A 22,974-nucleotide genomic window follows, 5' to 3' on the forward strand; every position below is an offset into this window, starting at 1 on the left:
GTGCAGCGGTTTTCCGTCCGGAATTGCGGGAGATAGAACAGCTTAGGGTGCAAACCGGCCCGGAGCATAAGCCGAAATATCGATGAAGGGCGTCTCGCCGGTGATGAGTTCGGCCAGCACGCGGCCGGTCACCGGCCCGAGCGTCAGCCCGTGATGGGCGTGCCCGAAGGCGAACCATAGGCCGTTGTGGCGCGGCGCCTTGCCGATGATCGGCATCATGTCGGGCGTACAGGGGCGAGCACCCATCCAGGGTTCCGGATCGAGCCGTTCGCCGAGCGGGAAGGTGCTGCGCGCGACGGCCTCGGCACGGTCGAGTTGGACCGGCGTCTTCGGCGCATCGCGCAAGGCGAACTCGGCGCCCGTCGTCAGCCGGATGCCGCGGCTCATCGGCGCCAGCAGATAGCCGCGCTCGGCATCGAGCGTCCAGTTGTTGAGGACGGCGTTGCCCTCGGCGGCGTAATGCATGTGATAGCCGCGCTTGACGCCGAGCGGAAAGGCATAGCCGAAGCGTTTCGTCACGATATCAGCCCAGGGGCCGAGTGCGACGACGACATCCTCCGCCTCGATCGATCCTTCAGCCGTCACCATTCTCCAGGCTTTGCCGGCCATTCCGAGCGAAACCGCATCCCCGGTCGTCACACGCCCGCCAATGCTTTCGAAATATCGCCGATAGGCTGCCGTCAGCCCATGCGGGTCGAGCACCGACCAGGGATCGCGCCAGCGAAGCGCACCGGCAAAGCTGCCCCTCAGATGCGGCTCCATGGTTGTGATTTCTGCACTGCTCAGCGCGTCGTAACCGATCCCGAATTCACGGTTGAGGCGCTCGGCCTCGGCAAATTCCGCGTCGCGCTTCTCGTTCGAACGGAACAGCTCCACCCAGCCGTTCTTGCGAATGAGCTCCTCTGCATGCGAGGCTTCGATGAGATCGTTGTGCTCGCTGACGGAATGTTCGATCAGCGGCGCATAGGCGCGCGAAATCATCTCATGGCGTTTCGTATTGGAATTCCACCAATAGCGGGCGAGGAAGGCGATCTGCGCCGGCAGGGCGCGCAGATGATAATGCGCGTCGATGCGATTGTTGAAAGCATAGCGCAGCAGCAGGCCGAATTGCTGTGGAAACCCATAGGGCACGACGCCCTCGCGTTGGATGAGGCCGGCATTGCCGAAGGATGTTCCCTGGCCCGGCGGCTGCCGATCGACCAGGACGACTTGCCGTCCCCGCCGCTGCAGATGGATTGCCGTCGAAACACCGACGATGCCTGCACCAAGAACGATTGCGTCCTTTGTCATCTTATCCTGCTATCCGTATGCCTATTGCATTGTCAACCGGTCGTTCTGCGTTGCGTGACCGTGCCTTAAGCATCGAAAATGCCTGCCAAATTTCAGCGACGCAATTGAAAAATGCCGTTAAGCCGTACTCTGTTTCAGGCAGGCGTTTTCCGCGCGGATGCGGATCGCAAGAATGATACCGTTGAGAAGAGAAAAGATCGCGGCGTAAAGCGGCAGCCCGAAAGCAAGCGGCAGCACGGCGATCTCGCCGACGACGACGGCATAGTTGGGATGGCTGAGGAAGCGATAGGGTCCTTTGGTCACCAGCGCCGCACGGGGCAAGACGATGATGCGCGTTGTCCAACGATCTCTCAGAGTCGCCAGCACCCATAGGCGCAGTGCCTGCAGCACCATGAAGAGTAGGAACCAGAGGGGATCGACAGGTCGGCCGATGGCGAGCAGCCACAATCCGATCAGCCAGGCCGCGTGCATCACCACCATGAACGGATAGTGCTCCGCCGCATATTCACGGGCTCCGCGGGCAATGAGCGCTGCGGTGTTATGCCTTGCATAAATGAGCTCCGCCAGCCGCTGCAGCGTCACGAAGGTCAGAAGCGCGATCGATGACCACAGCATCAGGCGACCCTCCTCAGCGTGATACAGCTTGCCGAAAATCCCGGCCCCATGGCGAGCAGGGCGGAACGCCCCGGCAAGCCGGCTGCAATGGCCTGCTCCAGCACGAACAGTATCGTGGGCGAGGACATGTTGCCGTAGTCGCGGATTACCTCGCGTTCGATATCGAGCGAGCCTTCTTCAAGGCCGAGTGCGCTCTCGAGCGCCACCAACACCTTGGCGCCGCCGGGATGGCAGATGAAGCGGTCGATATCGGAGATCAAAAGCCGGGATCGCTCCAGAATGCCGGCAACGGCGCTCCTGAGGTGGGTCTCAGCGAAGACAGGCAGCGATTGTTCGAGGATGATGCCGAAGCCGGTATCGTCGATCTTCCAGCCCATGATGCCGAGGCTATCGGGGAACAGATGTTCGCCCGTCGATTCGATCTCTGCAATTCCGCCTTCGCCGGCCCGCAGTACACATGCCGCTGCTCCATCGCCGAACAGCGCGGTGGCTATAATGTTGGGCCGCGTCAGCTCGTCCAGCCGAAAGGCAAGCGAGCAAAGTTCGATCGAGATAAAAAGGACAACGGCGCCCGGCTGGCTTCTTGCCATCTTCGTCGCGACCGCAAGACCGGATACGCCGGCGGCGCAGCCAAGCCCGAAGACCGGCACGCGCTCGATATCGCTGCGGAAGCCCATCAAGCCGGCGAGCCGCGCATCGAGGCTTGGCGTCGCAAGTCCGGTGGACGAGACTGTAACAACGCAGTCCACATGCCGGGCCTCAAGACCGGCGCGTCGCAGCGCTGCAGTCGCCGCCCGGTGGAAAAGCACCGAGGCTACCTCGGTATAGGCCGCCATCCGATCCTGCCATCCGTGCGGCTCTTCGAACCAGGAAAGCGGCCGTGCCACATGGCGCTTGCGAATGCCGGTGCTTTCGAACACCCGGGCGAGATATTTGAAGTCTTGAAAACGGCTTGAGAAGAGGCGGCTCGCCGTCTCGGCGGCGTCAGTCTGGAGGATGATGTTATCGGGCGTTGCGGCGGCGACGCTTAAAAGTTTGACGGTATCGGTCACGAGTTTCTCCTGTGCCCTTGGGGGCATGGGACGAAAACACGCGATGACGACGGTCTATTCGATGCCGGAGCGGTCACGAAAGAGTGACGGCGCCCCGGCTTGGAATGCGTCGAAAAAATTTTGCGCATCGTCCGAATAAAAGATGCGGGTGGTGTGTTCTCCCCTCGCAACGTTCATTTTGCCAAGGAGACATTCCATGACGACCCAAGCATTTCGCCTGGCTTCCATCGCCCTCGGCGCAAGCCTGACCCTCGGCGCCTTCGCCATCCCCGTCTTCGCCGCCGGCAACGATTCCAGCACGACGCCGACCTGCAAGAAGGGCGAGATCTACGATCAGAAGACGAAGAAGTGCGTCAAGCAGCAGGGTGCCAACGTCACGGACGAGAACCGTGCGGATTACGCTTATTCGCTTGCTAAGAAGGATCATCGTTACGAGGAAGCGCTTGCCGTTCTCGATACCATGGAAAACCCAAATACGGCCGAGGCGCTGAACTATCGCGGTTATGTCACCCGAAAGCTTGGCCGCACGGATGAAGGCATTTCCTATTACCAGAAATCCGTCGCCATGGATCCGAAGTACACGCTGGTTCGCGAATATCTCGGCGAGGCCTATGTCATCAAGGGCCAGATGGACCTAGCCAAGGACCAGCTGAACACGATCAAGACGCTCTGCGGCAATACGAGCTGTGAGGAATATCGCGATCTTCACGCAGCGATCATGAACCCGTCCAGCCTGTAATGGCAGGGCATGGCCGGTGATGAGGATGATAGGCAGGGAGCTTTGCGAGGAATATGGGAGTGATGCCAGTCGCTCGTGGCGCAATTTCTGCTTATAGTCTGACGGCAACGGAGCCGCCGAAAAGATTGGCGGCTCCCGGACATGCGAAAGCGGCGGAGGATGTCATAGCGAGCGAAGAGGATATCAGGGCGGGCCTGTCCCAGCATCTGACGCGGCTGTGGCGCTATGGTGTCGTGTTGTCGCGGCAGCGCGACGTGGCCGACGATCTCGTGCAGGCGACCTGCGTCAGGGCTCTGGAGCGGGCGGCTCAGTTCACATCGGGCACGCGGCTTGACCGCTGGCTCTTCGCCATCCTCCATTCGATCTGGCTGAACGAGGTTCGCTCGCGCAGGGTGCGTATGGGGCAGGGCTTCGTCGATGCCGACGAGACGCTGGTTTTCGACGGCGCACAGGAAACCGAAACACGCGTTCTCGCCGGGCAGGTGCTGCAGCGTGTTCAGGCCCTACCGGAGGCGCAGCGCACCGCGGTATTTCTCGCCTATGTCGAGGGGCTTTCCTATCGTGAAGTGGCCGAGATTCTGGAGGTGCCGATCGGAACGGTCATGAGCCGGCTGGCGGCGGCGCGGGCAAAACTTGCTGATGGCATGGGAGTGGCGGCTGACGGAAAATCGTCCGGAGGTGAGCGACTGGGGAATGGAAATGAGTGAATTGCATAAAGGACAGATGCCCTCGGACGAGCAGCTCACCGCCTTCATCGATGGCGAGCTGGATGCCGCCGAGCGCGAGCGGATCGAACGATTGATCGCCGACGACGAGCGCGTGGCGGAGCGATTCGATTTTCTGTCGCGCAGCACCTTGCCCTTTGCGGAGGCATTCCAGCCGATGCTTAGCCGGGCGCCGGCTGCGAAGCTGGATGCCATGCTTGCCGCTATTCCCTCGAGGCAGGAGAGCAAAATACGCTCTGCCGGCATCGGCCGCCGTGGTTTCCTTGCGGCTGTCGCCGCAAGCTTCGTCGCTGCCATCGCCGTCGATCGTGCCGTAATCGGCATCCGGCATCAGCTCTCGAAACCAGATGAAGATACGGAATGGCGTGCCGTAGTGGCGGAATATCTCTCGCTCTATACGGCGGATACGCTGAGTGCTCCGGCCGGCGACCATGCGCAGCAGGTTGCGCAATTGAATGAAGTCGGAGCCAAATTGGATTTGTCGCTGGCGCCTGAAGCTGTTGCGATGCCAGGTATCGAGTTCAAGCGTGCCCAGATCCTGAACTATGACAGTAAGCCGCTCGCCCAGATCGCCTATCTCGATCCGGAAAGCGGTCCAATGGCGCTCTGCATCGTCCGATCTGCCAGGGGGGCGGCGGCGCCGGACATGGAAAATCGCAAGGGCATGAATGTCGTCTATTGGTCGAGTGCCACGCACGCCTTCATGCTGATCGGTCACGCGCCGATCGACCGGATGGAGCAACTTGCGGCTGATGTCAGGGCGCATCTGATCGCCTGAGGGCTGTCTTTGGCGCGCCTAAAATGGCGTGATTCAAAAAGAATTTGGCGAAAACCCATCCTGCTGGTATTCTTTGCCCAACGAAAATCAAACGAGCGCCAGCAGCATACCTTCAGGGGCCTTGCGCGGCGCGGTGGAAAAGATACGTGAGTGACCCCGACAGCGGCTTAGCGCCGCAGGCAGACGGGGCGTCGGCAGCAGAGCGCAGGAAGGGTAAATCCTCCCGGCGCGCGAAGCGTAAGCGCGGTCATGGCCGTCCGAACGCTCATTCTGCGGAGGCCATCCAGGCAGGCAAGTCCAGCCAGGTGGCGCAACGCCCAGCAGAGGATGAGGCCGGCTCACCGGCCAAAAAGCGCAAGCGCCGGCGCCGTGCACGCGCAGCCCAAGGTGGCGCGCAGCATGCTTCCCAGACACAGCAGCTTTCGGCACCGGCGGAGCATCGCTCCTCGCCGGATCATGGCCATCCGTCTTCGCACAAAAGCGGCAAGAATCGGCGTAAGCATCGCAGCAAGCGTGGCCTGCAGGGCCGGCCTCTGGTGCATGAGAAAGTGGCGCAGATCGTCGCTCCTGCCAAAACGCCTTCAAATGCGCATGCTCCGGCGGCCCATGACGATCGCCCGATAAGGCAATCGCCGCAACGCCGCGAAGGGCCAGGGCAGCATCATCACCATGCCGACGCCGACTCCCGACCGCTCGACCTTTACGCGGCCCTTGATCTCGGCACCAATAATTGCCGCCTGCTAATCGCGCAGCCGACCCGTCCCGGCCAGTTCCGAGTAGTCGATGCATTTTCCCGAATCGTGCGCCTCGGCGAGGGGCTCGGAGCCAGCGGACGTCTGTCTAGCGATGCCATGGATCGCGCCGTCGAAGCGTTGCGCATCTGCGCGGCCAAGCTGAAAACGCGTGAAATCCGCCGCATGCGGCTGATCGCGACCGAAGCCTGCCGCGCTGCCGCCAATGGCGAAGCCTTCCTTGCGAGAGTGACGGAAGAGACGGGATTGCGGCTTGAGATCATCGACCGTGAAACCGAGGCACGGCTTGCCGTCTCGGGCTGCTCTTCACTCGTGGGGCCGGAGGCGCGCTCCGTCGTGTTGTTCGATATCGGCGGCGGCTCTTCCGAAATTGCCGTCATCCGTATCGGCGAGAACCGCTCCAGCCGGCTGGCCAATCACATCACCCATTGGACCTCGCTGCCCGTCGGTGTCGTCACACTCTCGGAGCGGCATGGCGGTCGCGACGTGACGCCGGAGCTGTTCGAGACGATGGTCTGCGAAGTTCAGCGCATGCTCGAGGGTTTCGATTGCCCACCGGTGCATGGCGCAGCGCGGGACAGCGGCGACTTCCATCTGATCGGGACTTCGGGCACGGTGACGACGCTTGCCGGGGTTCACCTCGATCTTCCGCGCTACGACAGGCGCAGGGTCGACGGCGTCTGGCTGTCGGATGACGAAGTGAGTGCGATGCAGGCTAAGCTCCTATCCTGGGATTTTGCCGGTCGCGCCGCCAATCCCTGCATCGGGCCGGATCGCGCCGACCTGGTGCTGGCAGGCTGCGCCATTCTGGAGGCGATCCGCCGCCGCTGGCCGAGCCCGCGCATGCGCGTTGCCGACCGCGGCCTACGCGAGGGATTGCTGACCGACATGATGGCAGACGATGGTGTTTGGCGGCGGGGCCGTTCGCGCCGGGGTCATCGACCGAGGGATATGAAGGGGCCGCAGACGTGACCAAGCCAACCATCGCCGGCAACCGCACGGGCCGTAAGCTCGGCCAGCGCGTCAAGAAAAAGAAGCTGAAGGCCTCGTCGCGCCAATGGCTGCAACGCCATATCAACGATCCCTATGTGCAGCGCGCCCAGCTTGAGGGCTATCGCGCCCGCGCCGCCTTTAAGCTGCTGGAGATCGACGAGAAGCATCAGATCCTGAAGGGCGCACGCCGCATCATCGATCTGGGTGCTGCTCCGGGCAGCTGGTCGCAGATCGCCGCTAAGGTGACCGACTCGACCGAGGAGGATATCCGTGTCGCCGCTATCGACTTTCTCGAAATGGCGCCGATCCCAGGCGTCAGCATCCTGCAGCTCGATTTCCTCGATCCGACAGCGCCGCAGCGGCTGATCGAAGCCGTCGGCGGCACACCGGATCTCGTGATATCCGACATGGCGGCGCCAACGACGGGCCATCACCGCACCGACCATCTGCGCACCATGCATCTTTGCGAAGTGGCCGCGCATTTTGCCGTTGAGGTGCTGGCGGAAGGCGGGCATTTCCTTGCCAAGACCTTCCAGGGCGGCACCGAGCGTGACCTGCTGACCTTCCTGAAGCAGAATTTCCGTCAGGTCATCCATGTGAAGCCCGGCGCATCCAGAGCCGAGTCGGTGGAAATGTTCCTGCTGGCGAAGGGCTTCAAGGGCCGGAAGCCGGAAGATCAGGCGGAAGAAAAGCAATCCGCCGCCGCGCGTTAAATCCGGCGCCCCTCAATCTAGCAACAGACGCCTCAAGCGCCGGTTTCGACGGAGCGCAACAAGGGTGGTGTCATTATTTGGCAGCCGTCTGCTCCACCTGGGGCTGCAGCGCGGCGACGCGCTTGAGACCGGCCTTGTGGCCGGAGACCATGGCGCCGGCGCTGCGATCCATCCGGATAAAGGGGATGGTGGCAACGACGGTCAGGATCGAAATGCAGAAGAATGCGATGTGGAAATCGCGAACCTGCAGCTCCGTACCACTAAAGAAGGTCGAGGCTTCCAGGATCATGGCGGCGACGGCAACACCGAGCGCCAGGCTGATCTGCTGCATGACCGAGCTCATCGATGTCGCCTGGCTCGCCTGCTTGTCGGTGATATCGGCAAAGGCGAGCGCATTGACGCCGGTAAAAAAGAACGAGCGCGAGAAGCCCCCGATCAGCAAGATGCCGACAATGATAAGATGCGGCGTCCATGGCTGGAAAAGGCCAGTGCAGATTGTCGTGACTGTCGTAACGGCAGCAGCCGAGAGCAGTGCCGTCTTGAAGCCGACGGCAGTGAAGACGCGGCGGGCGATAAATTTCGTCGAAATCGCGCCGATCGCGCCGGCAAAGGTAATCAGGCCGGACTGGAAGGGATTAAGGCCGAAGCCGAGCTGCAGCATCAATGGCGTCAGGAAGGGCATGGCGCCGATGCAGATGCGGAACAGCGTGCCGCCGGTGACTGAGGCGCGGAAGGTGGCATTCTTCAACAGTGACAGGTCGAGAATCGGCGCCCGGTGGCGTCGGGCATGGCCGACATAAAGAACGCCGCAGATAAAGCCGATGATGACCGCCGAGATGCCGATATAGGGCGGCAGTGCCGGCAAGCTGATGACGGACATGCCGAAGACGACACCGGAAGCGGCAAAGGAGGTCAGCAGGAAACCGATGACATCAAGCTTCGGCGGCTTGGTCGCTTCCACCTCGGGCAGAAAGATAGACGCCAAGATCACGCCGAGGACGCCGACGGGCACGTTGATCAGGAAGATCCAGTGCCAGGAAGCGTAAGTGGTGATGAAGCCGCCCAGCGGAGGGCCGGCAAGCGGACCGACGAGGGCTGGAATTGACAGCAGCGCCATGGCCGAAACGAGATCGCTTTTCTGCGTGGTGCGAACCAGCACAAGGCGCCCGACCGGCGTCATCATCGAGCCGCCGACACCCTGCAGGAAGCGGGCAAAGACGAATTCCAGAAGGCCGCCGGAAAAAGCGCACATGATGGAACCGATGACGAAGACGCAGATGGCAACACGGAAGATGTTCTTCGCTCCGAAGCGATCCGCCATCCAACCGCTGATCGGGATGAAGACAGCGAGTGACACCATGTAGGAGGTCAGCGCCAACTTGAGTGTGATCGGGCCGACATGCAGATCGTTGGCGATGGCGGGCAGCGCTGTCGCGATGACCGTGGAATCCATCTGTTCCATGAAGAGTGCGACGGCCAGGATCAATGGAACGATGCGATTCATAGGCGTCTGCCTCGATAGTATGTCTGCGGTAAAGCTGCCGCTTTTGGCACGATCAGCCGCTCTGTAGTCCCATGCGAGGCTGCTGCCAATCCTGGATCTTGCTCTATAGACGCCGGGGGATCACGTCTTCGTGATGTCTGCCACCGTCGGGCATCGAAAGCAGGGTTTGACATATGCTAAGAGCATGGAAATGCTAAGCGCATAAAACGTCGTCGGTGTATTAGCGGAATTGGATTGTCTTGTCATGACCAAATTTTGGCCGGACAGAACGACTTTCCCGAACTGTTGCTGCCGGCGGCAACGATAGGCGTGGCTTACGCCGCGCATCAGCAGAAGGAGTGAAATCATGACTGCCGTCCCGCCCCCAGACACGCATCAGTTCAAATTGGGATCCTGCACCATCACCGTCGTGAAGGACGGCGCCAGCATTATGGAAAACCCCTGGGAGACTTTCGGCATAAACCAGACGCCCGATACGGTTCGCAAGCTGCTGGAGCAGAATTTCCTGCCGACGGAAAAGCTTGTGAACAGCTATGCGCCCGCCATCATCGACACCGGCTCCGAGGTGATCGTTGTCGATACCGGCTTTGGCGCGGCTGGACGTGCACGTGGCCTCGGCCGCTTTCGCGAAGGTCTGAAGGCGGTCGGCTACACGCCGGAACAGGTTACCGTCGTTGCGCTGACGCACCTGCACGGCGATCATATCAACGGATTGATGGAGGAGCATGGCCCGGCCTTTCCAAACGCCCGCTACGTTGCCGGCGAGATCGAATACGGATTCTGGACTGACACGGCGCGCGAGGGAACGCCGACGGAAGGCGGGCATAAGGCAGTGCTTACCAATGTCGTGCCCTTCGCCGAAAAGATGACCTTCCTTAGGGATGGCGACCAGATCGTCAGCGGCATGACCGCCATGCTGGCGCCCGGCCACACGCCCGGCCATCTCGTCTTCCACCTGGAAGCCGGTGGCAGCCAGCTCGTCATGACCGGCGACACCGCCAATCACTATGTGCTCTCTCTCGGCCGTCCGGACTGGGACGTGCGTTTCGATCTGGACAAGCCGCAGGCGGCCAAGACTCGTCGCCGCATCTTCGACATGATCGCCGCCGACCGCATCCCCTTCCTCGGCTTCCACATGCCTTTCCCCGCCGTCGGCTTCATCGAAAAGCAGCCGGAAGGTTTTCGCTACATTCCGAAGAGCTACCAGTTCGATGTGTGAGCCAATCGAGGCAGTATGGGATCGCATATGCTGGATGTGCGATCCCGCTTCAGTTTGAGACCACGGCACTTCGCCCAAGACGGGGTTCTGTTCCCGCGAGAAGTCGCTGAATGTTCGTACGATGGCGCGATATCACATAGAGGCCGCCGGCAATCACCAGCAACCGATAGGGCAATGGCTGTTCCAGGCCGCAGACAAGGGCAATCGCGGTCAGTGCTGCCAGGATTGATCCCAGAGAAACAATCCGAAAAATAGCCAGGACAACGCCAAAAACCGTTACCGCGCCCAAGCCTACCGGCCAGGCTATCGCCAGCAGCAGGCCCAATCCGGTCGCGACGGACTTGCCGCCCCGAAAATTCAACCAGATGGGGCGGCTATGCCCGAGCAATACGGCGAGCCCTGCCAAGCAAACCGCCCATGGAACCAAGCTTTGCTGGCTCTGCGGACCAAGCGCAGTCGGCAGCGTGTAGAGCCAGGGATAAAACCAACGCGCAAAGACGATCGCCGCGGCACCTTTCAGCACATCGACGAGGAGTACCGTCGAGGCCGGCCATTTCCCAAGGGTCCGCAATACGTTCGTTGCGCCAGTCGATTTGGAACCGAGTTCCCGAAGATCGATGCCCTTGAGCAGTCTCCCTGCCAGATAGCCCGTGGGTATGGAGCCGAAGAGATAGGCAATCGCCAACCCAACTACGCCCGCTATCCAGAAAGTCATGAATGCCACCTTGTCTGTATCCTCAACGGTTATTCGCATAGAATTATCGTAGCGGGGGGGGCGGATTCTCTACTGAAGCCAAGGCTTAGCATATCCGCGACTTGACCGCAGGATGTAAGCTCACGAACGGTCGCGAAAGCGACCACTATCTTGATGCGTAACGGCACGAATGGCGTCTGCAAAAGCACCAGGCGCCTCCTGCGGCAGATTGTGTCCAACCCCTGCAATAATGCGTCGTTGATAGAACGCGGTCTTGCAATGCTGTGCGGCGTGGTCGAATGCATCAGGGGGATCGACACTGTCGTCGGCGCCTTGCAGAACGAAGGTTGGCACGGTGATATCAGGTTGCTTGGCGAGTTCTGCCTCTATGGACTGCAGCTCTGAATCTCCGGGAATGCCGCCGAACCGATGTCGATAGGAATGAATGACGACATCGACAAAATCCGGATTTTCGAATGCCGCAAAGCTCTGTTCGTAAGTTGCGTCATCGAAAGTCCACGTGGGAGACCATAGCTGCCAGATGAAACGGCAAAGCTCGCGGCGTTTCTCGGTCAATCCTTTTCGGCCGCGCTCCGAATGGAAGTAATATTGATACCAATAGCGATATTCTTCTTCGGGCGAGGCGGGTTTGCTGGCGGCGGCGATGTTCTGAATGTTGTATCCCATCCCGCAGCTTACCAGCCCGCGAACGCGCTCGGGCCAGAGTGCAGCGACGATGCATGCCGCGCGGCCACCCCAGTCATAGCCGCCAAGCGTCGCCGAAGAGATGCCAAGCGCGTCCATGAAAGCCAGAAGGTCCGAACCGAGAGCGGCTTGCTCTCCTGACCGGAAGGTCTCGTCGGAAAGGAATCGCGTCGACCCGAACCCACGCAAGAACGGCACGAAACAATGCCACCCATCTGCAGCAAGTTGCTCGGCCACCTGGTCATAAGAATGAATGTCATATGGAAAGCCGTGCAGAAGGATCACCGGCTGGCCGTCGAGTGGTCCGCTCTCACGATAGGCGATTTCCAGAACGCCGGCTGTGACTGTCTTCATGTGCCATTCCTCCTCCGGCCAAATGCGCAGATAATTTTTCCAGCATGATGAAATCGGTTTTTTACAACAAGTAAAAATCTTCAACTTACGTGGCGCGGAAACTGCTCCGCCGGACCGGTTCCTGGCAAGGTGACTGATCAGACATGAGCACGCCAGAGCTTAGCATACCTGCCCATCGCTTTTTGCTATTCCCTTCCTGTCATAGACGTGTTACCAGCCCTCGCCAACTTCCAAGCAACACTTGCAAGATCGCCCGGTAGACGATTCGTTCCGGGCTTTCCTGTTTTTCACAGACGAAGGAATTGGCCATGGCACGCATCATTGAAACGCCAACCGGGTTGGATGCCCTGACATTCGACGACGTGCTCCTGCAGCCGGGACACTCCGAGGTCATGCCCGGCCAGACGAATGTCGCCACCCGGATCGCCCAGGATATCGATCTCAACCTGCCGATCATTTCAGCGGCAATGGATACGGTGACCGAAAGCCGTTTGGCGATCGCCATGGCGCAGGCCGGGGGTATCGGTGTTATCCACCGCAATCTGACACCGGTGCAGCAGGCCGAAGAGGTCCGCCAGGTCAAGAAGTTCGAAAGCGGCATGGTGGTCAATCCGGTCACCATCGGCCCCGACGCCACCCTTGCCGAAGCGCTCGCCTTGATGAAGGCGCACGGCATTTCCGGCATTCCGGTCGTCGAGAAGTCGCATCGCCTCGTCGGCATCCTCACCAACCGCGACGTCCGCTTCGCCTCCGATCCCCAGCAGAAGATCTACGAGCTGATGACCCGCGAAAATCTCGTGACGGTCAAGGATGGCGTGCAGCAGCAGGAAGCCAAGCGCCTGCTCCACACGCATCGTATCGAAAAGCTGCTCGTCGTCGACGGCGATGGCCGTCTGGTCGGCCTGATCACCGTCAAGGACATCGAGAAGTCGCAGCTCAATCCGAACGCTTCCAAGGATGCGCAGGGCCGCCTGCGTGCCGCTGCGGCCATCAATGTCGGCGATGACGGTTTCGAGCGTGCCGAACGCCTGATCGAAGCCGGCGTCGATCTTCTGGTCGTCGATACCGCTCACGGCCATTCGCAGCGGGTTCTCGATGCCGTCACCCGAGTCAAGAAGCTTTCCAATTCCGTCCGCATCATGGCCGGCAATGTCGCCACCTATGACGGCACGCGCGCGCTGATCGATGCCGGCGCCGATGCCGTCAAGGTCGGGATCGGTCCCGGCTCCATCTGCACAACCCGTATCGTCGCCGGCGTTGGCGTGCCGCAGCTTGCCGCCATCATGTCGGCGGTCGAAGCGGCGCGGGAACAGAACATCCCTGTCATCGCCGATGGCGGTATCAAATTCTCCGGCGATCTTGCCAAGGCGATCGCCGCCGGAGCATCGGCTGTCATGATCGGCTCGCTGCTCGCCGGCACGGATGAAAGCCCGGGCGAAGTGTTTCTTTACCAGGGCCGCTCCTTTAAGGCCTATCGCGGCATGGGTTCCGTCGGGGCCATGGCGCGTGGTTCTGCAGACCGTTACTTCCAGGCCGAGGTTCGCGACACTCTGAAGCTCGTTCCGGAAGGCATTGAAGGCCAGGTTCCCTATAAGGGGCCGGTCTCCGGCGTGCTGCACCAGCTCGCGGGCGGCCTCAAGGCAGCCATGGGCTATGTCGGCGGTGCCGATCTCAAGGATTTCCAGGAGCGGGCCACTTTCGTCCGCATCTCGGGCGCGGGCTTGCGCGAAAGCCACGCCCATGATGTCACGATCACCCGCGAAAGCCCGAACTATCCGGGCGCCGGCGGCTGATTGCTGGCAGATCGCGCTTCGGGCAACGCCAAGCCCTTACTGCATAATTCCTTAAATCGTGATCGATTTAAGGATAGAATTATGCAGCAGATTAAAAGTGCTACAGCGACCCTTGCGTGTCACATATGACACGCGGCGCTGTAGAGGGCCTGGCGGCGGTTCTAGCGGCTCTTTCGCTTGCACTCTTCGCTTGGATCCAGGCCGGCTTCGTCAGAGCATTCAGTGGTGTCGCAGCCGGCCAGCAGATGCTCGATGCACGCGTCGGCGGTTATGAGCGCGAAGATGTCATCGCCATGCTGCGCTATCTCAAGGAGCATCCCGATCCGGCGGCGATCCTGCATTCCATGTATCTAGGGCCGGAGCTGATCTTCCCGCTGGTGCTCGGCGGGTTGCTGTTTTGCCTGATGCGGCTGGTCGGCCCCGGCGGCTTTTTCTTCGGCCGGCCGATCCCGCCCGGCGCGACCACAATCATCTTCTGCCTGCCGATCTTCTATACGTTAGTCGATTATGCCGAGAATATCGCCGGCCTGATGCTGTATCCGCCGGCAACGCCCTCCGAGGCCACGGTATCGCTGCTTGCCGGTCTGCTGCCGATCATCGTGCGGCTGAAATTCCTCACACTGGTTGTGACGGTTATTCTGCTGGCCCGCTTCGCGATTTTTCGCTACCTGTCGCCGGACGGCTCCAAACCGTCCTGATTGTCTTATCGGCTTTCGGAAATTCCAAAGGAGTTGGCGGCATGACAGGCTACGAAATGTTCTGGCCCATGGTGGCGCATGCGGTATTGGTTTTCATCCTCTATACGCTTCTCGGATGGCGCCGCCGCGTGCTGGTGAAGGCCGGCCGCATTCAGCCAGCGCAATTTCGCGAAAACCATGCAGCCGATGAACCGGCGGAAAGCCTGGTGGTACGAAACAGCCTCGCCAATCAGTTCGAGCTCCCCTTGCTCTTCTATGTATGCTGTATCGTCCTCTACACCGCTCAGGCGGATAATCTGCCGGCCGTCATCCTCGCCTGGATCTTCGTCGTCACGCGCTATGCTCATGCCTTCGTGCATGTGACCAGCAACGATCTGGGCTATCGCAGCCCGCTCTTCGCTCTTGGCTTTACGGCCCTGGTCTGCATGTGGGGCTGGCTCGGTATCTGGCTCGCCTTCTCCTGAGGCTGCTTGCGTTCCGCAAGCCGCAACCTGCGGTAACGTGTTTGTGTTTTTCCTTTACCGTTGCGGCGACATCGGCTGCCCTATCTTGTCAGCGGGAGCGGGCTGTTTGTCGTCTGCCGCCGAGGAAATAGGGAGATGAGGATTATGAGCAGGGAAAAGCCGGTCGTGACGCAGGCGATGATCAACGCCTATGATGAATACACGCATCTGACGCTCGATCGTCGGGGTTTTATGGAAAAGTTGACCAAGCTCGCAGGCTCGGCCGGAGCTGCCGCTGCGATCGCGCCGCTGCTCGCAGCCAACAAGGCAAGCGCCGAGGTCGTTGCCGCCGGCGACGGCAGGCTGGAAGCAAAGGATGTGATTTTTGCCGGAAGCAAGGGCGAGATGAAGGGGTATCTCGTCCACCCGAAGGATGCGGCCGGCAAGCTCGGCGGCGTCATCATCATCCACGAGAATCGCGGCCTCAACCCGCATATCCGCGATGTTGCCCGGCGTGTAGCGCTGGAAGGCTTCGTGGCCTTGGCGCCGGACTTCCTCTCTCCGCTCGGCGGCACGCCTGAGGACGAGGACAAGGCGCGCGACATGTTCACCAATCTCGATCCGGCATTGACGGCCGCCAACGCCGAGGCAAGCCTGAACTACCTGGCCAAGCTCGAGGGGACCAATGGTAAGGTCGGCGCCGTCGGCTTCTGCTGGGGCGGCGGCCTCGTCAATCGTTTTGCGACCATCTCGCCGGAGCTGAAGGCGGGTGTTGCCTATTACGGTGCGCAGCCGCCGGCAGGCGACGTGCCTGACATCAAGGCTGCCCTCCTGTTGCATTATGCCGGGCTGGACGATCGCATCAACGCCGGTATCGAGGCCTATCGCAAGGAGCTGCAGGCAGCCGGCAAGACCTTCGAGATCTTCGTCTATGAAGGCGTCAATCATGCCTTCAACAACGATACTTCGGCTGCCCGATACGACAAGAAGGCGGCCGATCTTGCCTGGGGCAGAACCATCGATTTCCTGAGGAAATACCTTTCCTAGAACGGCACAGGTTCAGGATGCAGGCTTGCCGATTACAGGGGCCGAAACCATGTTTCGGCCCTCGCTCCGGAGTTCGCGCTAGCTCCTAAGTGATGATTAAAATTGAACTTTTCCCGTTTACGCGCATTGAACGCGTCGGATGTCATAGCGTTTGCGCGCTGAGCGTCGTTCAGTGCAAAAATGAAACGGGAAGAGCATGAATCCGGATAATCCCGCCCGCATCACGTTCCGAAAGAGGCCACAGCAGGAGCGAAGCATCCAACGTGTCGATGCCATTCTTTCGGTTGCGGCCGCGCTGATCGCCGAGAAGGGGGTGAGCGCAATGAAGATGACCGAGCTGGCTGCGGTCGCCGCGATCCCGATCGGCTCCGTCTATCAGTATTTTCCGGACAAGTCGGCGATCGTCCGTGCCTTGCTCGATCGGCATTCCAGCCGCATCCGGCAAAAGGTCGGCGAGGCTTTTGCCTTCGTGACGTCGCTCGATCACGCCGTCGAGCTCGTATGCACCATGATCGACTGGTATTATCGCGAGTTTCGTAGCGATCCGGCCTATATCGGCGTCTGGCTCGGCACGGATATCGATAGGGATATCCTTCAGCTCAACATACAGCATAGTAACCGCGTCGCCGAAATTTTCCTGGAGAGCATTCGGCCTTTCCTGCCGGCCGAAAGCCGCATCGACCTCGATGCGCGCACGCAGCTGTTCAGCCATCTGATCGGCGCATCCGTCCGCTTCGCCATCATGAGCGAGGAGGAAATGGCGCTTCGCATGCTGCACGAATGGAAGCAGGTGATCCGCGCTACCTTGCTGGCAGAGCCGGCGCAGTAACCATAGCCGAAGGTAACCGGCTGGCGTGCTTCGATCTCACCAGCCCGGCAGAATGTGCCCGGCGCGCAGCCGCGGATAGTAGCGCGTATAAGTTTTCACCTCGCCATCAAGATCGTCATCCACCGCAGCCGGCGTGATGTTGTCGAGGCAGGCCGAGATATGCGCCGTAATGGCGTTCATCAGCGATACGGAAAGACCCGCGCGCTTCATGATGCCGATCTGCACAGGCGGCAATGGCGGGAAGCCATCGGCTTGGGTCAGCACCTTCATGCCTGTCCTGAGCGCCGATTCCGGCATGACCGAAACCGCCATGCCGGCAAGTACTGCTGCGGCGACGACGGTGCAGGACCAACTGGTGAACAGGATCTGATAGTCGCGGCCGCCGGCATCGAGCGCCGAGCAGGCAAGCTGACGCCACTGGCAGTCGCGCCGGCCGACAGCGAGTGGAATAGGCGCATCGTCTCGCAGCGGATGATTGGCCGAGCCGACCCAGCAGAGCGGCTCCGTTCGCACCACATCGGACATGCGTTCGCGCGGATTGTGCGTGACGAGCGCAATATCTAGCTCGCCGCGATGCATGCGCTCGGCGAGATCGACCGAGGGTTCGCAGACGATGTAGAGTTCGACATTCGGATGTGTCTTGGCGAAGCGGCCGATGATTTCCGGCATGTAGCGATCGGCATAATCGTCTGGCGTGCCGATGCGCAGTGTGCCTTCGAGACGGTTGTCATCGAAAGCGGCGATGGCCTCATTGTTCAGGCGAATGATGCGGCGGGCATAGTTCAGCAGCTTGTCGCCTTCCGCCGTGAGGCGGTTGCCGCGGCCGTCCTTGATGAAAAGCTGCTTGCCGACGCGCTCTTCCAGCCGTCGCATCTGCATGGAGACGGCCGATTGCGTCTTGAACACGCGGTCGGCCGCTTTGGTGAAGCTGCCGGAATCCACGATGGCGATAAAGGTCTGCAACTGATCGATATCAAGCGGCGCGGACATGGGTTCACCTATAAAGGAGTTTGATAGTTATCATTAGAAACATTCGTTGGACTGATCAATAGGGCTTTGGCATCTTCCTAATGCAATTCAGCATACCAATCGAACAGAAACCCTGTCGAACTCCTCCCGGCCTACGCCCCTTTTCCGGATCGCCGGAAAGGGGCTGGGCTCGCGTGTGCCCAAGGAAAAGGAATACGGAAATGCGCACGACAGATCGGACCCTTCACCTCGGCCTAGCAACGCCATCGCTGCCGCTGACGGCGCGCATGATGCTTGCTTTGGGTAATGTCGCATCGATCTGGCGCGCAATCCGAAATCGCAAGGAAATCGAATATCTGAGTGAGCTGAACGATAGCCAGCTGCGTGACATTGGCCTCACCCGGCAGGATTTGAACGCTGCCCTGACCACCTCGACGTTCTTCGGGGATCCGTCGGGCCATCTCACTAATTCCGCGCGTCGCTGCGCGCGCCTCTCCGCCTCCAGCAGCTTCAGAGGCTGATGGCGGACAATAGTTTCCCCGCAGGGTGATAGCCAATAAGCCCTGCCTCTTTCCCGGTGTTCGGCCCAAGGGCCAACACCGGGTTTTTTCTTTCTGGAGACCGGGTTTCCGTCATGGACCACGCGCGGGGTAAGTTGCTTCCGGCGGCAACTGTCTTATCTAACGACCTGAACCGATAATAGGGAAGCGATGATGGCAACGGTGATCTTCTTCCATTCCGTCTATGGCTTGCGCTCGCTTGAGCATGAGGCGGTCGAGCGGGCGCAGGCAGCCGGACACAAGGCTTTCGCGCCAGATCTCTATGACGGGCTGATCGCGCGATCCATCGAAGAAGGCTTTGAGTTCAAGGACGAGATCGGTTGGGCAACGATCTGCAAGCGTGCCGAATGGGCGCTGGCAGGCCTGCCGGCCTCGACTGTATTGGCCGGCTTCTCTATGGGGGCGGGTGTTATCTCTAGCCTCTGGCCGAAGCGGGAAAAGACTGCCGGCATCCTGTTTCTACATGGCATTGCCCCGATCGCCGAGAATGCGTGCAAGGGCCTGCCGCTGCAGCTTCATCTGGCCGAACCGGACCCGTTCGAACCGGAGGAAGACGTTGCGGCATGGCGACAGGCTGCCGAGCGCTCCGGAACCGCTGCGGAGATTTTTCGATATCCGGGCGGCGGCCATCTCTACACCGATGCCAGCCTGCCCGATTATGACGCCAAGGCGGCCGATCTCACCTGGAAGCGGGTCATCGACTTCCTCGATGCCATCAACGTCAATGCGTGAAATGCCTGCATCTTTACTCGCAGGACTTGAATTGAAGATATTACTCGCCTAATTTATGAGCATCGTTGATACCAACAGGATGTGTGCAGCAATGGATTCCACCTCGACCGCAATGCCGTTCAGCCTTGCCATCGAGGACATTCTTGCTCATGCCCATATCCATCGTTCTATCCAATCTTTCGTGGTCCACGCCTGACGGCCGGCCGCTTCTTTCCCATCTCGATCTGAGCTTCGGCGCTGAGCGCACCGGCCTTGTCGGACGCAACGGCGTTGGCAAGACCACGCTGATCAAGCTCATCTCCGGCGAGGTGCAGCCACAATCCGGCAGCATCTCATTCAACGGCCGGCTGGGGATTTTGCGCCAGAGCGTGCAGGTGGCGGCGAATGAGACGGTTGCCGATCTCTTCGGTGCAAGCGGAGCCCTTACCGTGCTGAAGCGGGCGGAAGCCGGTGAGGCGACCAATGATGAGCTCGCCTCGGCGGACTGGACGCTCGAGGCGCGCATCACCGCGGCCCTCGACCGCGTCGGGCTCGACGTCACCCCGGAAACGCCTCTCGTGACCCTGTCCGGCGGACAGCGCACCCGTTGTGGTCTTGCTGCCCTTATCCTCGACGATCCCGATTTTTTGATCCTCGACGAACCCACCAACAATCTCGATCGCGACGGTCGCGTAGCTGTCATCGATCTGCTTGCGGGCTGGAGGGCAGGCGCGATTGTCATCAGCCATGATCGCGAGTTGCTCGACACCATGGATGCGATCGTCGAACTGACCTCGCTCGGCGCTTCGCGCTATGGCGGCAACTGGAGCCAGTATCGCGAGCGCAAGGCGCTGGAGCTTTCCGCCGCCGAACATGATTCTACCGAGGCAGAGAAGCGTGTAGCCGAAGTGGAAAGAAGCGCCCAGGCAGCCGTCGAACGGCAGGCACGGCGAGACAAGGCGGGCCGGAAGATGGCGGCCAAGGGCGGTATTCCGCGCATCATGCTCGGCGGCTTGAAGGAGCGGGCTGAAATGACAAGCGCGGAGAATACGCGGCTCGCCGAACGCCGCCGCGCCCAGGCTCTGCAGGACGCCGCTGCTGCCCGCGAGAAGATCGAGATACTGCAGCCCCTGACCGTGAAGCTGCCAACATCGGGGCTGCCGACAAACAGGGTCGTCCTCAGGATAGAAGGCGTCACCGCCGGCTATGAGCCCGAACGGCCGATCCTGCGCGATTTCGATTTCGCTATCACCGGGCCGGAACGCGTTGCCGTCACCGGGCCGAATGGCTCGGGTAAGACGACGCTGCTGGCGTTGATATCAGGTGCGCTGGAACCGTGGAGCGGCACGGTGCGGGTCGTCCACTCCGCTCTGCTGGACCAAAGGGTCAGCCTTCTCGATCCATCGCTGTCGATTCGCGATAATTTCCGAAGGATCAACCCGGAGGCTGACGAGAATGCCTGCCGGGCGGCGCTGGCGCGCTTCATGTTTCGAGCCGATGCCGTGCTGCAGATCGTTTCTAGCCTCAGCGGCGGCCAGCTTTTGCGCGCCGGGCTTGCCTGCGTGCTCGGCGGCTCGGTGCCGCCATCGCTGCTGATCCTCGACGAGCCGACCAACCATCTGGATATCGATTCCATCGCTGCGGTCGAGGCCGGGTTGCGAGCCTATGATGGCGCGCTTCTGGTCGTCAGCCACGACGAGGTGTTTCTCGACAATATCGGCATAGAAAGACGGCTCGAGCTGGCTGATCGAGCCATCTCGGATCGATGAGAGATCGCGTCAGGCGTGGCCGGCGCCGGCGATGCGATCGAGTTCGGCGATCGCATCCTCCGGCAGCTTCAGCTCGGCCGCTGCGATATTCTCTCTGAAATGGGCAAGTGACGAGGTGCCTGGAATGAGCAGGATGTTCGGCGCACGCTGCAGCAGCCAAGCGAGCGCTACCTGCATCGGCGTGGCGTTCAGGCGGGCAGCCACGTCTGAGAGCGCCGAGGACTGCAGCGGCGTGAAGCCGCCGAGCGGGAAGAACGGCACATAGGCGATCCCGTCGCGCTCAAGCTCATCAACCAGCGTGTCATCCGTACGCTGCGCCAGATTGTAGAGGTTCTGCACGCAGACGATCTCGGTGATCTTGCGTCCCTCGGTAATCTGGCTGCGTGTGACGTTGCTCAGCCCGATATGGCGCACCAGCCCTTGCCGCTTGAGCTCCGCAAGGGCGGTCAGCGGCGCCTCTATTGAGCCCTCTGTCGGGTGATGCGGGTTGATCATGACGCGAAGGTTGACGACATCGAGCACGTCGAGCTGGAGGTTGCGCAGATTATCGTGCACCGCCTGCTTCAGCTCATCGGCGGAGAAGGCCGGGAGCCAGGAGGCATCCGCGCCGCGCCGCGCGCCGATTTTTGTGACGATGACGAGATCGTCGCGATAGGGATGGAGCGCTTCCCGGATCAGCTGGTTGGTCACATGCGGACCGTAGAAGTCGCTGGTGTCGATATGGTCAACGCCGAAGGCGATGGCTTCGCGCAGTACTGCGAGCGCAGCGTTACGGTCTTTCGGCGGGCCGAATACGCCGGGGCCTGCGAGCTGCATGGCACCGTAGCCGAGCCGTTTGACCTTGAGGTTGCCGAGGGTGAAGCTTCCGGATTGATCGATGCTGGACATGGCTATCTCCTTTTCAAGATGAAAGCAGAAATAGGCGCAGTCGTAGTGTATGATAACCGGGTGCAATGTGTACGGGCTGTACGGAATTGCGAACAGTGAGCAGGAATCGAAAGCGAGTACCCAAGCGTCACTTCTGTTTCGGAGCGGGCTTGTCCTCGCTCTTCAAATAGCCGTCGAAGATCGCTTCCATGTTTTTCTGATAGGTCTTCTGCACTTCGAGGCCGCTGTCGAACATGGCGTTGAACATCTCGGTATAGGCCGCCATGTCGACGCCGGCGGGAGGCTTGGCTTTCGGCTCTTCCTTCGGCGGCTCCGCCGGCATCGGGAAGTTCTTCATCATGTCCTGAAACGCCTTGGCGAAGGGATTGTCGAGGAACGGATTGGTCGGTGCCGGCTTCTCGCGCTTGACCGAATCGGCGCCGAACATCAGCTCCATCGCCTGGGTGAAAGGATTGTCGAAGATGCTCGCCTGCGGAGTCGGCTGCTGCTTGGGCGCAAAGCCGATGCTCTGCAGCCAGCCCTGCATCATTTCGCCCATATCGGTATTGAGGAAGGGATTGGCCATCTGTGGAATCTGGCCGCTCGTCTCCTTGAAGAGCCCGCCCATCAGCGTATCGGCCATGGCGGGCAGCATGCGCTTGTAGATTTCCTGCCCGATGCCGGTCATCTGCGCGGCCTGTGCGGCAATCGCGCGCGATACGTCCTTCGAACCGAACAGCCGTCCGAGCACCGCATTGCCGTCGGCAATGCCCTCGGGCGTAAAGGCCTTGGTCATGTCCTCGAAATATTTGGCATAATTGCCGGACGAGATATCCTGCATGACGCCAACGAAATTGTAGGGATCGGTAGCGCTACGCTTGAAGCCGGAAGAAAAGGCCGGCATCAGCGCGGCCATCGCCTTCGTTGCCTGCTCCTGCGCCAGATTGAACTGCTTGGCCAGCGCCTCCGTGGCGGCGCCATTTTGGGCCTGCATCATCATCTCGAAGAGTGGCAGCATCGAAGTCCCTTTCCCCGCTAGAGCGTGATGCCGAAAAGTGTAGGCGGTTTTCGGATGACATCACACTCTACTTCTTTGATTCTAGAGCTGGATGATTTTAGGTCGAATAGACCTAAAATCATCCAGCTCTAGGAGGC

The 22,974-nt window shown here is 60.6% G+C and carries 23 protein-coding genes; 14 read left to right on the forward strand and 9 right to left on the reverse strand.

Going from position 1 to position 22,974, the window contains the following annotated elements; translation table 11 throughout:
* Positions 1-42: 42 nt before the first annotated feature.
* The 3 genes from ACYJRZ_RS08575 to ACYJRZ_RS08585 form a co-directional block, all read right to left on the reverse strand.
* On the reverse strand, positions 43-1,290 hold the full coding sequence (locus tag ACYJRZ_RS08575; protein WP_459457979.1) for an NAD(P)/FAD-dependent oxidoreductase: 1,248 nt from the start codon (positions 1,288-1,290) through the stop codon (positions 43-45).
* A gap of 117 nt (positions 1,291-1,407) precedes the next feature.
* Complete coding sequence (locus ACYJRZ_RS08580; RefSeq protein ID WP_459457981.1) at positions 1,408-1,905, reverse strand: isoprenylcysteine carboxyl methyltransferase family protein; 498 nt, start codon at positions 1,903-1,905, stop codon at positions 1,408-1,410.
* Entirely contained in the window at positions 1,905-2,957 is a 1,053-nt protein-coding gene (locus ACYJRZ_RS08585; protein WP_459457983.1) for a type III polyketide synthase, read from the reverse strand. The genes ACYJRZ_RS08580 and ACYJRZ_RS08585 overlap by 1 nt, the downstream gene beginning before the upstream one ends.
* A gap of 196 nt (positions 2,958-3,153) precedes the next feature.
* On the opposite strand from ACYJRZ_RS08585, the gene ACYJRZ_RS08590 reads away from it, so the two are divergent.
* The 5 genes from ACYJRZ_RS08590 to ACYJRZ_RS08610 all read left to right on the forward strand — a co-directional run bounded on the left by ACYJRZ_RS08590 (position 3,154) and on the right by ACYJRZ_RS08610 (position 7,657).
* Positions 3,154-3,696 carry a tetratricopeptide repeat protein gene (locus tag ACYJRZ_RS08590; RefSeq protein WP_459457985.1) on the forward strand — a complete coding sequence of 181 codons (543 nt, stop codon included), beginning with the start codon at positions 3,154-3,156 and terminating at the stop codon, positions 3,694-3,696.
* 62 nt (positions 3,697-3,758) lie between these two features.
* Entirely contained in the window at positions 3,759-4,403 is a 645-nt protein-coding gene (locus tag ACYJRZ_RS08595) for an RNA polymerase sigma factor (RefSeq protein ID WP_459457987.1), read from the forward strand.
* Positions 4,396-5,199 (forward strand): anti-sigma factor family protein, encoded by an 804-nt coding sequence (locus ACYJRZ_RS08600; protein WP_459457989.1) that lies wholly within the window; start codon positions 4,396-4,398, stop codon positions 5,197-5,199. Before ACYJRZ_RS08595 ends, ACYJRZ_RS08600 begins: the two co-directional genes overlap by 8 nt.
* Positions 5,200-5,345: 146 nt before the next feature.
* Positions 5,346-6,923, forward strand: a complete 1,578-nt coding sequence (locus ACYJRZ_RS08605; RefSeq protein WP_459457991.1) for a Ppx/GppA phosphatase family protein — start codon at positions 5,346-5,348, stop codon at positions 6,921-6,923.
* Positions 6,920-7,657 (forward strand): RlmE family RNA methyltransferase, encoded by a 738-nt coding sequence (locus tag ACYJRZ_RS08610; RefSeq protein WP_459457993.1) that lies wholly within the window; start codon positions 6,920-6,922, stop codon positions 7,655-7,657. Before ACYJRZ_RS08605 ends, ACYJRZ_RS08610 begins: the two co-directional genes overlap by 4 nt.
* A gap of 73 nt (positions 7,658-7,730) precedes the next feature.
* Here the strand turns inward: ACYJRZ_RS08610 and ACYJRZ_RS08615 are convergent, their stop codons facing one another.
* Positions 7,731-9,161, reverse strand: coding sequence for a DHA2 family efflux MFS transporter permease subunit (locus tag ACYJRZ_RS08615; protein ID WP_459457995.1), 1,431 nt, complete (start codon positions 9,159-9,161; stop codon positions 7,731-7,733).
* 346 nt (positions 9,162-9,507) lie between these two features.
* Between ACYJRZ_RS08615 and ACYJRZ_RS08620 the strand changes: the two genes are divergently transcribed.
* Positions 9,508-10,380 carry an MBL fold metallo-hydrolase gene (locus tag ACYJRZ_RS08620; RefSeq protein ID WP_459457997.1) on the forward strand — a complete coding sequence of 291 codons (873 nt, stop codon included), beginning with the start codon at positions 9,508-9,510 and terminating at the stop codon, positions 10,378-10,380.
* A 49-nt stretch (positions 10,381-10,429) separates the two neighbouring features.
* On the opposite strand, the gene plsY is transcribed toward ACYJRZ_RS08620, so the two are convergent.
* Together plsY and ACYJRZ_RS08630 are read right to left on the reverse strand one after the other, a co-directional pair.
* Positions 10,430-11,095: a glycerol-3-phosphate 1-O-acyltransferase PlsY gene (gene plsY, locus ACYJRZ_RS08625; protein WP_459457999.1), complete on the reverse strand. Its 666-nt coding sequence runs from the start codon at positions 11,093-11,095 to the stop codon at positions 10,430-10,432.
* A gap of 120 nt (positions 11,096-11,215) precedes the next feature.
* A complete protein-coding gene (locus ACYJRZ_RS08630; RefSeq protein ID WP_459458001.1) occupies positions 11,216-12,133 on the reverse strand; it encodes an alpha/beta fold hydrolase in 918 nt (305 codons plus the stop codon).
* Between the two features lie 308 nt (positions 12,134-12,441).
* Between ACYJRZ_RS08630 and guaB the strand changes: the two genes are divergently transcribed.
* The 5 genes from guaB (at position 12,442) to ACYJRZ_RS08655 (ending at position 16,943) form a co-directional block, all read left to right on the forward strand.
* Positions 12,442-13,926: an IMP dehydrogenase gene (gene guaB, locus ACYJRZ_RS08635; RefSeq protein ID WP_459458003.1), complete on the forward strand. Its 1,485-nt coding sequence runs from the start codon at positions 12,442-12,444 to the stop codon at positions 13,924-13,926.
* Between the two features lie 125 nt (positions 13,927-14,051).
* Positions 14,052-14,624 (forward strand): hypothetical protein, encoded by a 573-nt coding sequence (locus tag ACYJRZ_RS08640; protein ID WP_459458704.1) that lies wholly within the window; start codon positions 14,052-14,054, stop codon positions 14,622-14,624.
* A 41-nt stretch (positions 14,625-14,665) separates the two neighbouring features.
* Positions 14,666-15,088, forward strand: a complete 423-nt coding sequence (locus ACYJRZ_RS08645; RefSeq protein ID WP_459458005.1) for an MAPEG family protein — start codon at positions 14,666-14,668, stop codon at positions 15,086-15,088.
* Positions 15,089-15,232: 144 nt separating this feature from the next.
* Positions 15,233-16,114: a dienelactone hydrolase family protein gene (locus tag ACYJRZ_RS08650; protein WP_459458006.1), complete on the forward strand. Its 882-nt coding sequence runs from the start codon at positions 15,233-15,235 to the stop codon at positions 16,112-16,114.
* 196 nt (positions 16,115-16,310) lie between these two features.
* Entirely contained in the window at positions 16,311-16,943 is a 633-nt protein-coding gene (locus ACYJRZ_RS08655) for a TetR family transcriptional regulator (protein WP_459458008.1), read from the forward strand.
* Between the two features lie 36 nt (positions 16,944-16,979).
* Here the strand turns inward: ACYJRZ_RS08655 and ACYJRZ_RS08660 are convergent, their stop codons facing one another.
* Complete coding sequence (locus ACYJRZ_RS08660; RefSeq protein ID WP_459458010.1) at positions 16,980-17,933, reverse strand: LysR substrate-binding domain-containing protein; 954 nt, start codon at positions 17,931-17,933, stop codon at positions 16,980-16,982.
* Between the two features lie 200 nt (positions 17,934-18,133).
* Between ACYJRZ_RS08660 and ACYJRZ_RS08665 the strand changes: the two genes are divergently transcribed.
* The 3 genes from ACYJRZ_RS08665 to ACYJRZ_RS08675 all read left to right on the forward strand — a co-directional run bounded on the left by ACYJRZ_RS08665 (position 18,134) and on the right by ACYJRZ_RS08675 (position 20,952).
* A complete protein-coding gene (locus tag ACYJRZ_RS08665; protein WP_459458012.1) occupies positions 18,134-18,433 on the forward strand; it encodes a DUF1127 domain-containing protein in 300 nt (99 codons plus the stop codon).
* 192 nt (positions 18,434-18,625) lie between these two features.
* The gene (locus ACYJRZ_RS08670; RefSeq protein ID WP_459458706.1) at positions 18,626-19,204 is read left to right on the forward strand and encodes a dienelactone hydrolase family protein; all 579 of its coding nucleotides are present in this window, start codon (positions 18,626-18,628) and stop codon (positions 19,202-19,204) included.
* Between the two features lie 149 nt (positions 19,205-19,353).
* Complete coding sequence (locus ACYJRZ_RS08675; protein WP_459458014.1) at positions 19,354-20,952, forward strand: ABC-F family ATP-binding cassette domain-containing protein; 1,599 nt, start codon at positions 19,354-19,356, stop codon at positions 20,950-20,952.
* A gap of 9 nt (positions 20,953-20,961) precedes the next feature.
* Here the strand turns inward: ACYJRZ_RS08675 and ACYJRZ_RS08680 are convergent, their stop codons facing one another.
* Entirely contained in the window at positions 20,962-21,840 is an 879-nt protein-coding gene (locus tag ACYJRZ_RS08680) for an aldo/keto reductase family oxidoreductase (RefSeq protein ID WP_459458016.1), read from the reverse strand.
* Between the two features lie 127 nt (positions 21,841-21,967).
* Positions 21,968-22,837, reverse strand: a complete 870-nt coding sequence (locus tag ACYJRZ_RS08685) for a DUF937 domain-containing protein (protein WP_459458018.1) — start codon at positions 22,835-22,837, stop codon at positions 21,968-21,970.
* Positions 22,838-22,974 lie beyond the last annotated feature (137 nt).

The sequence above is a fragment of the Rhizobium sp. No.120 genome (assembly GCF_054558365.1).

What these genes read in the sequence shown, in the direction of transcription:
- guaB (WP_459458003.1), top strand. Translation starts at nt 12,442, where the DNA reads ATGGCACGCATCATTGAAACGCCAACCGGGTTGGATGCCCTGACATTC.
- ACYJRZ_RS08680 (WP_459458016.1), bottom strand. Translation starts at nt 21,840, where the DNA reads ATGTCCAGCATCGATCAATCCGGAAGCTTCACCCTCGGCAACCTCAAG.
- ACYJRZ_RS08620 (WP_459457997.1), top strand. Translation starts at nt 9,508, where the DNA reads ATGACTGCCGTCCCGCCCCCAGACACGCATCAGTTCAAATTGGGATCC.
- ACYJRZ_RS08670 (WP_459458706.1), top strand. Translation starts at nt 18,626, where the DNA reads ATGGCAACGGTGATCTTCTTCCATTCCGTCTATGGCTTGCGCTCGCTT.
- ACYJRZ_RS08660 (WP_459458010.1), bottom strand. Translation starts at nt 17,933, where the DNA reads ATGTCCGCGCCGCTTGATATCGATCAGTTGCAGACCTTTATCGCCATC.
- ACYJRZ_RS08640 (WP_459458704.1), top strand. Translation starts at nt 14,052, where the DNA reads ATGACACGCGGCGCTGTAGAGGGCCTGGCGGCGGTTCTAGCGGCTCTT.
- ACYJRZ_RS08685 (WP_459458018.1), bottom strand. Translation starts at nt 22,837, where the DNA reads ATGCTGCCACTCTTCGAGATGATGATGCAGGCCCAAAATGGCGCCGCC.
- ACYJRZ_RS08665 (WP_459458012.1), top strand. Translation starts at nt 18,134, where the DNA reads ATGCGCACGACAGATCGGACCCTTCACCTCGGCCTAGCAACGCCATCG.
- ACYJRZ_RS08580 (WP_459457981.1), bottom strand. Translation starts at nt 1,905, where the DNA reads ATGCTGTGGTCATCGATCGCGCTTCTGACCTTCGTGACGCTGCAGCGG.
- ACYJRZ_RS08650 (WP_459458006.1), top strand. Translation starts at nt 15,233, where the DNA reads ATGAGCAGGGAAAAGCCGGTCGTGACGCAGGCGATGATCAACGCCTAT.
- plsY (WP_459457999.1), bottom strand. Translation starts at nt 11,095, where the DNA reads ATGACTTTCTGGATAGCGGGCGTAGTTGGGTTGGCGATTGCCTATCTC.
- ACYJRZ_RS08575 (WP_459457979.1), bottom strand. Translation starts at nt 1,290, where the DNA reads ATGACAAAGGACGCAATCGTTCTTGGTGCAGGCATCGTCGGTGTTTCG.
- ACYJRZ_RS08590 (WP_459457985.1), top strand. Translation starts at nt 3,154, where the DNA reads ATGACGACCCAAGCATTTCGCCTGGCTTCCATCGCCCTCGGCGCAAGC.
- ACYJRZ_RS08595 (WP_459457987.1), top strand. Translation starts at nt 3,759, where the DNA reads ATGCCAGTCGCTCGTGGCGCAATTTCTGCTTATAGTCTGACGGCAACG.
- ACYJRZ_RS08630 (WP_459458001.1), bottom strand. Translation starts at nt 12,133, where the DNA reads ATGAAGACAGTCACAGCCGGCGTTCTGGAAATCGCCTATCGTGAGAGC.
- ACYJRZ_RS08645 (WP_459458005.1), top strand. Translation starts at nt 14,666, where the DNA reads ATGACAGGCTACGAAATGTTCTGGCCCATGGTGGCGCATGCGGTATTG.
- ACYJRZ_RS08675 (WP_459458014.1), top strand. Translation starts at nt 19,354, where the DNA reads ATGCCCATATCCATCGTTCTATCCAATCTTTCGTGGTCCACGCCTGAC.
- ACYJRZ_RS08655 (WP_459458008.1), top strand. Translation starts at nt 16,311, where the DNA reads ATGAATCCGGATAATCCCGCCCGCATCACGTTCCGAAAGAGGCCACAG.
- ACYJRZ_RS08615 (WP_459457995.1), bottom strand. Translation starts at nt 9,161, where the DNA reads ATGAATCGCATCGTTCCATTGATCCTGGCCGTCGCACTCTTCATGGAA.
- ACYJRZ_RS08600 (WP_459457989.1), top strand. Translation starts at nt 4,396, where the DNA reads ATGAGTGAATTGCATAAAGGACAGATGCCCTCGGACGAGCAGCTCACC.